Here is an 11510-nt window from a genome sequence, read left to right on the forward strand (position 1 = left end):
CCAACAAGGCCGTCTGAAAACCTTTCAGACGGCCTCCACCAAAGGAAAACACATGATACAAGCCGTATTGTTCGACCTCGACGGCACGCTCGCCGACACCGCCCTAGACCTCGGCGGCGCACTCAACACCGTATTGCGCCGCCATAACCTGCCCGAAAAAAGCATCGCGGAAATCCGCCCGTATGCCAGCCACGGCGTGGCCGGCCTGTTGAAAATCGGCGTCGGCATGACTGCCGAACATCCTGATTTCGCAGCATGGCGGCAAGAGTGCCTTGAAGCATACAGCCTTTGCTATGCCGACAAAACCACGCTGTTCGACGGCGTGAACGAAATGATTGCCGAACTCGACAAACGCGGCATCAAATGGGGCATCATCACCAACAAACCTATGCGCTTCACCGACAAACTCGTCCCCAAACTCGGCTTCGCCATCCCGCCCGCCGTTGTCGTCAGCGGCGACACCTGCGGCGAATCCAAACCCAGCGTCAAACCCATGTTCCACGCGTGCGAACAAATCCAAACCGAGCCGCAACACGCGCTCTACGTTGGTGATGCCGAACGTGACATCCAAGCAGGCCGCAACGCCGGCATGAAAACCGTCCTCGCCGAATGGGGATACATCGCCCCCGGAGACCGTACCGAAACTTGGCAACCTGACTACCGCATCGCATCACCTTTGGATTTGCTCAAGATTCTATAAAAAAATAAAGGCCGTCTGAAAATTTTCAGACGACCTTCTCTACATCACATTCAAATTAAAACCGGATTACAGTTTCCATTCGCTCAGCTTGGCAGCGTAGGCTTCCAAATCTGCAATCGGACGGGTTGCCACACCGCTCTCCATCGCTGCTTTAGCAGTAGCGGAAGCAACGCGCGGCAGCAGGCGGGAGTCGAACGGGGTTGGAATCAGGTATTCCGCACCGAATTCAAATTTCTTGCCGTAAGCGGCAACCACTTCTTCGGTTACTTCTTCCATTGCCAAATCTGCCAAGGCGTACACGCAGGCGCGTTTCATTTCTTCGTTGATGGTCGTCGCGCCGACGTCCAACGCGCCGCGGAAGATGAACGGGAAGCACAATACGTTGTTCACTTGATTCGGGAAGTCGGAACGACCGGTACCGATGACCACGTCAGGACGGGTTTCTTTTGCCAACGGCGGCAGGATTTCGGGATTCGGGTTTGCCATGGCGAACACGATAGGCTTGTCGTTCATAGTGTTCAACATTTCAGGCGTCAGCAGGTTCGCACCGGAGAGGCCCAAGAAGATGTCTTTGCCTTTAACGGCATCGGCAAGCACGCGTTGACCGTTGTCTTCAATGGCGTAGAACTGTTTGGACTCGTCCATGCGGTCTTTGTCTTCGCGGGTTTTGTAAATCACGCCTTTGGAGTCGCAAACGGTAACGTTTTCACGTTTCAGACCCAAATCGAGCAGTTGGTTCAAGCAGGCAATCGCAGCCGCCCCCGCGCCGGAGCAAACTAAGGTTGCTTCCTCAATTTTACGGCCGGTATAGCGCAGGGCATTCAATACGGCGGCGGCGGTGATGATGGCGGTACCGTGTTGGTCGTCGTGGAATACGGGGATTTTGCAGCGTTTGCGCAATTCGCGTTCGACGTAGAAGCACTCAGGTGCTTTGATGTCTTCGAGGTTGATACCGCCGAAAGTCGGTTCCAGCGCGGCGATGATATCCACCAGCTTTTGCGGGTCTTTTTCATCGATTTCAATGTCAAACACGTCCACGCCGGCGAATTTTTTAAACAATACGCCCTTGCCTTCCATCACAGGTTTGCCTGCCAACGCGCCGATGTCGCCCAAGCCCAAAACGGCGGTACCGTTGGAAATTACAGCAACCAAGTTGCCTTTGGCGGTGTATTTGTACGCATTTTGCGGATCGGCATGGATTTCCATACAAGGAGCCGCTACGCCCGGCGAGTACGCCAAAGCCAAGTCTTTGGAAGTGTCCAGCGATTTAGTGGGGGTAACGGAGACTTTGCCCGGCACGGGGAATTCGTGAAATTTCAGTGCGGCTTCTTTCAATGAGTTTTCCATTTTTCGATCCTGTTGCGAGAGAGAGATTTTGAGTTGAGGTCGTCTGAAACGGTCGTTTCGGGACGATTGGCGTTACAAAACCATTTATTCATAAATGAACCTATTTTGTAACGGGCTGTAATTTTATCATGTTCCCAATACGGCGCATACCGCTATTTTCTATCTGAAACAGCTAATTTTGAGGCAAAACATAATACTTTCAGACGACCTTCATTCGTTTTTAAATATCCATGCCGAAACTGCGCGCCAGCGCATATTCAATATCAGTCCTTACCTCTTCCAAACTCCGGTTGCTATCGATAATCGCATAGCGCTCGGGATGCGCGGCGGCGCGTTCGAGATAAACAGCACGCACGCGGGTGAAAAAATCCGCCTGTTCCTGCTCAAAACGGTCTTTCTCACGCGTCTGTCCGATACGCGCCATCGATACCTCCAGCGGCACATCCAACAGCAACGTCAAATCAGGACCAAACCCGCCCTGCACCCAATTTTCCAACATTTCAATATCTTGCAGAGGAACGCCGCGACCGCCGCCCTGATACGCGAAAGTTGCATCGGTAAAACGATCGGAAACAACATGAACGCCGTCCGCCAAAGCAGGCAGGATAACGTCTTCAAGATGCTGCTGCCGCGCGGCAAACATCATTAACGTCTCCGCGCGCAGCCCTGCTTTTGTCGCAGGATTCAGCAAAATTCCGCGCAAAGCCTCGCCAACAGGCGTACCGCCCGGCTCACGGGTGAACAATACGGGAAGATTATGGGATTCGAACCATTGGCGGATAACGGCAAGATTGGTCGATTTGCCCGCGCCGTCTATGCCGTCCAGAGTGATGAATTTGGGTTTCATAAGGTCAAGTTTATTTAGAGAACGGATGTTCAAAAGGTCGTCTGAAAGCGGGATTATAAATGCTTTCAGACGACCTTGCCTTTCAATGCGGCATTTCCCGCATACAATTCCGACATTTCCAGGTTTTCAAATCAATGTGATTTGAAAACCCCGCAAACCTTGAATACTGCCTTCAGACGACCTTTTATCTTTTTAATCAACCGACCAAGCCTTTCACTTTGCAAAAAAACAACAAAAAATAATACAAAAATTTACAAAAAACACAGGAACTTATAAAATATAAAACAATAACAGTTGAAACAATAATCACAAATCATAATAATGTCATATATACCGTTCAGGCACAAAAGCCTACTGTATAAGCATTACACAGAAAATATTACGGAGACTGTGTTAATACACATCTAAACTCACCTATAAGGATAAATTCCGATGAAAACCCGTTTTACTTTAACTTCTCTGGCTCTGGCTTCTCTCATGATGATGGGCAATACCGCAATGGCCGAAACTACTCAAGATGGCTTTTTTAATGTACACCTGAAATTGACCGGTACTTGCGAAGTCATGACAACAAGTACTGGTTCGAACGGTGCGAAAATTACTGCCGAAAACCCAACCTTAGCTGGTGCAGACATCAACTTCGACACTCACGTCGCATCAGCCAATGCAGCCGCCATTACCAAAAATAACGTTGGTGGCATAGGTACCGGTCTGAATATCAGCTGCAGTAAAAACACACCTTTCACAGTAGCTTTGGAACCTCAAAATGTACCAACTAGCAATGGTAAAGGTACGATGAAAGGTCTTATAACTGGCAATAGCGATGTTATCGCGTACGAATTATTTCAACCGCAAGTAACTCGTGGCACCTCTGCAATCGATTTTACTGTTGCAGAAACAATTACTCAAACCCCATGGGGTACTGGGTCCAATGCGCTTTCATTAGCAGGTAAAGGCTTAGCTTCAGGAGAGGCAATTAAACTCCCTGTATTTGCGACCGTACCTTCAAATGAATTGAATAAATTTGTCGACACCTACCAAGACCAAGTCAAAGTAACCCTGACCTACTAATCCGGTTTACTCCCTCAAAACAAAACAACTAAAAAAATCCTCATGCAAAAAGCAATCAGCACACTTGTCGGTATGCTGACGGCGGCAGCGGTTTTACCAAGCCATGCCGCCGGCTTGCAAGTCAGTCCGACATCTTTGTCCCTGCCCGCCAAACAGCGGGCGGGTATTTTTACTTTGGGAAACAAGGGCGCAGAGCCGTTGACGGCGCAAGTGCGCGTATTCCGCTGGGCGCAGGACGCAAACGGCGGAGAGATTCTCGAACCTACCGATGCCGTCATTGCCAGCCCGCCTATGGTCAAAATGGAAGCGGGTGCGCAGCAGCAATTCCGCGTGATGCGCGTCAAACCGTCCGACAAACAGGCTGAAGAAGCCTACCGCTTGATTGTGGACGAGCTGCCCGCTCCTGATTTGAAACCGCAAAAAGGCATTCAGTTGGTAATGCGCTACTCGCTACCGCTGTTTGTCAACGTTCAAAACAATACCGAACCGAAGCTGCAATGGCGTGCGGAAAAAGCCGCGAACGGCAAAACGGTTTTGGTTGCCGAAAATACAGGCAATGCCCATGCGCAACTGAGCAATATTACTTTTCAGACGACCTCTGCCAAAGACGCTTTGACGCTGGCAAGCGGTCTGGCGGGCTACATCCTGCCGGGCAACACTTGGAAACGCGAGCTGGAAGTTTCCCCCTCTTCTTTGAACCAAGGTCGTCTGAATGCCACGGTAAACGGTATGCCGATCCAAACGGAGGTACGGTTTGCCGCCCCATGACCTAAGAACACGGCTGACGCGGTTAAGTACCGCGCTGATGCTGTGTTTCTACGCCCTGCCCTCTCCTGCTCAAGACATCCTGACGCAGGCTGCGCCTGCTGCCTACGAGCAGGCATGGCTGACTGTTTACCCGCAGGTCAAAGTCAACGGCAGCATACGCGACGGTATCGAACCTTTCATGTCGCGTAACGGCGTGCTGTATGCGCGCCCCGAATCCCTGCGCGCCTACGGTATTGCCCTGCCCGACGCAGAAGCTGCCGAAGCAGGCAAAAACGGCGTTGTACCTGAAATTCAGGACGGCGCGTCCACACCTGGCGCGGGCGTATGGTTCGAACTCTCCACTATCCCCGGCTTGCAGGCGAAATACGATGCCGCCGCGCAAACCCTTGATCTCACCGCCCCCCTCGAATGGCAGCCCGACCTGAAAACCGCCCGAATCGGCGCATTGCAGGAAAACCGCTACGCCATCGCCAAACCCGGCTTTGCCGCCGTTCTGAACTATGACGCCAATATCTCGCGCAACCGCTCCGGCAACGGCACACAGGGCGTTTTCGGCGAAATGCGCCTGAGCACACCTTGGGGCTATCTGAACCACACCCAATTTGCCAACCGTAGCCGCAACAAAGAAAGCGGCGCCCACGGCAACACCGCCCGCCTGGATACCTACTGGCGCACCGTCTGGCCCGAACAAGGCATATCGCTGACCGTGGGCGACACCCTGACCGGACAAATCGGCTCATGGGGCGGCACACGCATCGGCGGCATTAAAATCTCCCGCACTTACAACACCCGCCCGTGGAAACAAACCGCCCCGCTGCGTTCCTACCTCGGCAAAAGCACCCTGCCCGGCACGGTCGACCTCTACCTCGACGGCGTCAAACAAATGAGCCGCGACATCGAAGCGGGCGAATACGAACTCATCCTGCCGCCGTCCATCAGCGGCCGCAGCAACGCCCAAGTCGTCACCACCGACGTACTCGGGCGCACCGTCGTCGTCGATATGCCGCTTTACGGCGGCAGCGGACTTTTAGCAAAAGGCTTGAACGAATGGTCGTTTGAAGCGGGCTACGTCCGCCGCGATTACGGCATCCGTTCCGCAAAATACCAATCCGACCCCGCCGCCTCCGGCACGCTGCGTTACGGCGTCAGCAATACCCTGACCGCCCAAATCCACGGCGAAGCCGCGCACGGTTACCGTCAGGCGGGCATTGCCGCCGATACCGTATTGGGTTCGCTCGGACAACTCAATCTTACCTATGCCGAAAGCCGCTTTGCGGGCAAAACAGGACGACGCAGTAGCGCGTTTTTCAGTACCCAATGGGACAGGCTCTCCTTCAGCGCGGGCGCAAGCCGTACCAACGGGCAATTTGCCGAACTGGGCGATACCGCATACGGCGCAGACTTTTTCAAAGCCACCCGCCATCCCGCCACATCCGCCTCCGCATCCGCAGGCTGGAGCAGCGACAAACTCGGCTCATTCAGCCTTTCCTACGTCCATTCCCACACAGAAGGCAGCCCCGCCGACGGCGTAGGCTCGTTCGGCTGGAGCCGCAGCTTCAAAAACCGTACCTCGCTCTACGCCGGCGCCAATAAAAACTTCCGCAACAGGCGCGAACTGAGTTTCCACGCAGGCCTCTCCGTCAGCCTCGACAACGGCTACTCAACCTCCGCAGGCATCAGCAGAAACAAACACAACAACAGCTATCAGACAACCCTGAACAAAACCAGCAGCGGCATGGGCAGCACCAGCTGGGGCATAGGCTGGCAGCAAAACGACAACGCAAACGGCAGCCGCAGCAATACCTTCAACGGCAACATCCGCCATCAAAACACCTACGGCGACGGCTGGGCAAACGTTTACAGCCAAAGCGGCAACAGCAACTGGAACGCAGGCTGGAGGGGCGGTCTCGTCCTCATGGGCGGCAGCCTCTTCGCCACCCGCCAAGTCAACGACAGTTTTGCCGTCGTCCGCACCGGCGATATGGCGGACGTCCCCATCCGCGCAGGCGGCATGCCCGTAGGCAAAACCAACCGCAAGGGACTGGCACTGATCCCCAGCCTCTCCGCCTACCAAAAAAACACCGTCAGCGTCGATATCGCCGAATTGCCGCTGGACGTCCAGCTTGAACACACTGTCGCCGAAATCGCTCCGCCCGAACGCTCGGGCATGCGCGTCGAATTCAAAATCCAGCGTACCCGCGCCGCCACCATGACGCTGAAAGACGCACAAAACCAATTACTCCCGAGCGGCGGCAGCATTACTGCCGAAGACGGCACACCGGCAGCCGTAACCGGCTTCGACGGCAAAACATATATTGAAAACATGAAAAAAGGTAGAAACCGCTTCACCGTCATCCTCCCCGAAAACGGCGGCACTTGCACCTTTGAGGCGGACTACCCTGAAACACACAATCCGGATTCCATCCCGGAACTGGGAGACATCATATGCAGATAAATATAAAGAAAGGTCGTCTGAAAACAAACCCTGCAGGTTTCATTCAGACTTCGCGACTGCTCTACAAAACCATATTGCCCGCAGCCTTATGGCTGATGTTTGCCCCTGTCCAAACATGGGCGCACAATGGAGAGGTAGGCAACTACATATCATGTACCGCCTCCGTCAGCAGTATTTCTGGGGTCAGCGGCAATATCTTGTCATTCGGTAGCCCCGCACAAGGTATTAACCTGCTCGAAGGACAGATTCCTGAAGCCAAAGCCACCATCAGCTACTCATGTCAAAGTTTTTTGACAAGTACCTCTCATACCCGTCTGTGTTTCAATATCAATGGCGGCAATCGTTCCCCTTCACAAAACAATCCGAGGCTGCTTACCCACCCCAAACGTCCTACCAACACCTTACAATTCCAGCTCTACAAACCCGACGGCACCGTCTGGGGCAGCAACGCGCCCAACAGCAACGCCACACCCTATATGACTGATAAGCTGATTATTGGCCCCAAGGGTACCTTTTCAGGTCAAATTACCCTCACCGCCAAACTCCTCAACCATCAGGAAACCGCCTCACCTTACGCTGATGGCAGCCCGTATGAAGCTATCTTCAATGATGTATCGGCCTCGCTGAATTGGAATTCGACTTTTTGGAGTAAGCATCCCGCCAACTGCGGTACATATTACTCATCCAACGACAGTTTCCCCTTTACCGTACAGGCACATGCCAGCCCCGTCTGCGAATTCATCTCCGCCGACAACATCGACTTTGGCACACATACCGCAGGCAGTACCAACCTGAAGCGGTCGGGCAACCTCACCGTCCGCTGCACCAACGGCACGCCCTACACCGTCGGTCTGATTCCTTCCAACAACAATCAGGAAGGCAGGGGCGAGATGAAATCCACCAATCCCGCCAACACCGACAAAGTCCCCTACGTTCTCAAAAAAGGGAACAGTTCAGAGCCCTGGGGCAACCAATCTTCGGGTACAGGCAGCGCGCAAAGATTTACCGGCGACAGCAGCAATCAGACGCACACCATTTCGGCAGAAGTCCAAAACACCGACTACACCCCGGGCGAGTATAAGGATAAGGTAACCGTCGATATCCGATACTGATCCGAAAGGTCGTCTGAAAAGAAAAACAGTAGCGTTATAGAAACCGACAATCCGCCGTTATTCCTGTTTGCAAAGGAATAACGGCGGATGTTCTCATTTGTATTCCCAAAAAGGCCGTCTGAAAACCTTCAAAACTTTTCAGACGACCTTCAAACCGATATGATGGCAAATCAAACCAACAAAGGAGCAAACACCATGTCAAACAACGAATACACTCAAATCGGCTGGATCGGCCTGGGGCAGATGGGCAATCCGATGGTAACGCGCCTGCTCGATGCAGGCATCGAAGTCGGCGTTTACAACCGTTCATCCGATAAAACCGCCGACTTGCAAACCAAAGGCGCGAAAGTTTACCCAAGCCGCGCCGAACTTATCCGCGCGTATCCCGTTATTTTCCTGATGGTTTCCGACTACGCCGCCATCCTCGACATCCTCGACGAAGATACCCGAAAAAAGCTTGACGGCAAAATCATCGTCAACATGAGCACCATCGCCCCGTCCGAAAACCTCGCTATCAAAGCCATCGTCGAAGCGGCGGGCGGGCAGTTCGCCGAAGCCCCCGTCTCCGGCTCGGTTGTTCCCGCCACCAACGGCACATTACTGATTCTTTTCGGCGGCGAAGAGAGAGTTTTAAACCCCTTGCAAAAAGTGTTCGGCATCCTCGGCAAAAAAACCTTCCACTTTGGAGAAGTCGGCAAAGGCTCCGGCGCGAAACTCGTACTCAATTCGCTCTTGGGCATCTTCGGCGAAGCATACAGCGAAGCCATGCTGATGGCGCGTCAATTCGGCATCGATACCGACACCATCATCGAAGCCGTCGGCGGTTCCGCGATGGATTCGCCTATGTTCCAAACCAAAAAATCCCTGTGGGCAAACCGCGAATTCCCGCCCGCCTTCGCCCTCAAACACGCCTCAAAAGACCTCAACCTCGCCGTCAACGAATTGAAACAGGCAGGCAATTCGTTGCCCGCCGTTGAAACCGTTGCCGAGAGCTACCGTCAAGCCGTCGCAGCAGGTTACGGCGAACAAGACGTTGCCGGCGTTTACCTGAAACTGGCAGAACATCAGAAATAGAGTGGTCGAATCCGGCAGATAAAGGTCGTCTGAAAAACCATATCCATTTTCAGACGACCCTGCTTGTCGGATTAGCGTATTGCGACCATTCAAATATAGTGGATTAACTTTAAATCAGGACAAGGCGACGAAGCCGCAGACAGTACAGATAGTACGGCAAGGCGAGGCAACGCCGTACTGGTTTAAAGTTAATCCACTATACATTGCACATCATCCCGTTGCCCCATCTTTCAGAGGAAATTTCATGCGCCCATTCCTTTCCCTCCTTGCCGCAGGCTTTACCCTCCTTACCCTGACCGCCTGCCAACCCGAAGCAGAACATACTGCTTCCGATGAAAAAATCAAAACCGCCTCCGCTGCGTCTGTCGACTGGTCGGTACCGCAACTGTCCAGCAACGTTTGGAAAATCAGTAAAGCAGGTCAGCCCGACTCTTACCTTGCCGGCACCATCCACATCGGCAAAAAAGAAGCCGTCCTATCGAAAGAAGCCGAAAACCTGCTTGCCTCCGTCGAACAACTGACCACGGAAGTCGACTTATTGCCGGAAGAAAATCCGGAAACGCAACAACAATACCAACAGTTTTTCAGCCAAGCCACCGACACCAAATCCCTGAAAGCCAAGCTCGGCGATAAAGCTTTCCAAGCCCTGCAAGAAGCCTTCCGCATAAATCCCGAAACCGCTCCCTTGGCGGAAGCTGTCGACGGGATGAAGCCTTGGGCGGCATTCCTATTTGCCCAAAGCGTTTACCCCGCCGAATACAGCTCCACGACAGGCGTGGATATGCTACTTTCCGAGGCAGCGCAAAAAGCAGGCAAGCCGCGCCGCTTCCTCGAAACCATGCCTCAATTAGCGGAAAATTTTTCCGCCTTTCCCGAAGAAACCATCATCCGTATTTTGAAAACAACCACGGACGACAACGAAGACTTTCTCGAACAAACCCATGAAATGTACGGTCTTTACGAAAGCGGCAACTTTGACAGTTTCGCCGATACCCATAAAAAATACGAACAGCAATCCCTGAAAAAATACCCCGAACTTGCCCCTTTGATGCTGGACTGGTTTCAAAACGACTTATTGGTCGGCCGCAATTTGAAATGGCTGCCTGAAATCAAAGCCCAATCCGCCGAAAAAAGCACGCTGTTCGCCGTCGGCATCATGCACCTGATGTCCGAACAAGGGTTAATCGAATTGCTGCGCAAAGACGGTTACAAAGTAACGCCCATGCCCAAGATATTGATGTGGTAACACAAACCACACAACAAAAGGTCGTCTGAAACCCGAATCCCCAGTTTTCAGACGACCTCTTGCAGGCAATACATATTCCCATACCCAAACACCACTACCTAAGGAAACCTCCCATGCAAAAACCCGACATCATCCAAATCGCAGGTCCCGCGGGGCTGCTCGAAACCATCTACCTTCCAGCCGCGCAAACTCCTGCACGCGGCGTGGCAGTCATCAACCATCCCAATCCGTTGCAAGGCGGCACGAACACCAACAAAGTCATTCAAACCGCCGCCAAAGCCTTATCTCAGCTCGGTTTTCACTGTTACCTGCCAAACCTGCGCGGTGTGGGCAACAGCGAAGGCACACACGATTACGGACGCGGCGAAACGCAAGACTGCATCGCCGTCATCGACTACGCCCGCGCGCAACATCCCGAAGCCGAACAGTTCGCATTGTCGGGCTTCTCCTTCGGCGGCTATGTCGCCACCTTCGCCGCCCAAGAGCGCGAGCCGGATTTACTGCTGCTCATCGGCGCGGCAGTACACCACTACACCGACCGCCCCGAGCCTGCCTCCGTTCCCGATGTATTCAAAACACTGATGATTCATGGCGCGGAGGACGAAGTCGTTGAAATCAGCAAGGCTTGGACATGGGCGGAACCGCAAGGTTTGCCCGTCATCACCATCGCCGGCTCATCCCACTTCTTCCACGGCAAACTCATCGTCCTGCGCGATACCATCGCCCGCTTCGTCCCATCGGTTTTGGGTTAAGCAGATTCCCATATAAAAACGTCGTCTGAACATTTTCAGACGACGTTTCCAATATACAGCCTCCACTCAGGGTATCGTTTTTCAGGGTTTGATGCCTTTTCTCCATTTACCTGGACCCTGCCTGCTGCCGCACAAATA

10 protein-coding genes are annotated in these 11510 nt (G+C 53.2%); 8 read left to right on the top strand and 2 right to left on the bottom strand.

The window, feature by feature from the left end; translation table 11 throughout:
• Positions 1–52 precede the first annotated feature (52 nt).
• Positions 53–700 carry an HAD family hydrolase gene (locus DBY90_RS01755; protein ID WP_070491996.1) on the top strand — a complete coding sequence of 216 codons (648 nt, stop codon included), beginning with the start codon at positions 53–55 and terminating at the stop codon, positions 698–700.
• A 66-nt stretch (positions 701–766) separates the two neighbouring features.
• Here the strand turns inward: DBY90_RS01755 and DBY90_RS01760 are convergent, their stop codons facing one another.
• A complete protein-coding gene (locus tag DBY90_RS01760) occupies positions 767–2047 on the bottom strand; it encodes a malic enzyme-like NAD(P)-binding protein (protein ID WP_083286709.1) in 1281 nt (426 codons plus the stop codon).
• Positions 2048–2267: 220 nt separating this feature from the next.
• Complete coding sequence (gene tmk / locus DBY90_RS01765) at positions 2268–2894, bottom strand: dTMP kinase (protein WP_070491999.1); 627 nt, start codon at positions 2892–2894, stop codon at positions 2268–2270.
• Between the two features lie 432 nt (positions 2895–3326).
• Here tmk and DBY90_RS01770 point away from each other — a divergent pair, with 432 nt between their 5' ends.
• The 7 genes from DBY90_RS01770 (at position 3327) to DBY90_RS01800 (ending at position 11372) form a co-directional block, all read left to right on the top strand.
• Positions 3327–3965, top strand: coding sequence for a spore coat protein U domain-containing protein (locus DBY90_RS01770; protein ID WP_070492003.1), 639 nt, complete (start codon positions 3327–3329; stop codon positions 3963–3965).
• Positions 3966–4007: 42 nt separating this feature from the next.
• On the top strand, positions 4008–4733 hold the full coding sequence (locus tag DBY90_RS01775; protein WP_070492006.1) for a fimbrial biogenesis chaperone: 726 nt from the start codon (positions 4008–4010) through the stop codon (positions 4731–4733).
• A gap of 37 nt (positions 4734–4770) precedes the next feature.
• A complete protein-coding gene (locus tag DBY90_RS01780) occupies positions 4771–7188 on the top strand; it encodes a fimbria/pilus outer membrane usher protein (protein ID WP_107986443.1) in 2418 nt (805 codons plus the stop codon).
• A complete protein-coding gene (locus DBY90_RS01785) occupies positions 7179–8300 on the top strand; it encodes a Csu type fimbrial protein (protein ID WP_070492011.1) in 1122 nt (373 codons plus the stop codon). The genes DBY90_RS01780 and DBY90_RS01785 overlap by 10 nt, the downstream gene beginning before the upstream one ends.
• A gap of 195 nt (positions 8301–8495) precedes the next feature.
• Positions 8496–9374, top strand: a complete 879-nt coding sequence (locus DBY90_RS01790; protein WP_070492076.1) for an NAD(P)-dependent oxidoreductase — start codon at positions 8496–8498, stop codon at positions 9372–9374.
• A gap of 244 nt (positions 9375–9618) precedes the next feature.
• A complete protein-coding gene (locus DBY90_RS01795; RefSeq protein ID WP_107986483.1) occupies positions 9619–10620 on the top strand; it encodes a TraB/GumN family protein in 1002 nt (333 codons plus the stop codon).
• A 113-nt stretch (positions 10621–10733) separates the two neighbouring features.
• Positions 10734–11372: an alpha/beta hydrolase gene (locus DBY90_RS01800; RefSeq protein WP_070492028.1), complete on the top strand. Its 639-nt coding sequence runs from the start codon at positions 10734–10736 to the stop codon at positions 11370–11372.
• The last annotated feature ends 138 nt before the right edge of the window (positions 11373–11510 follow it).

This window comes from Neisseria mucosa (assembly GCF_003044445.1).
Classification (GTDB): Bacteria; Pseudomonadota; Gammaproteobacteria; order Burkholderiales; family Neisseriaceae; genus Neisseria; species Neisseria mucosa_A.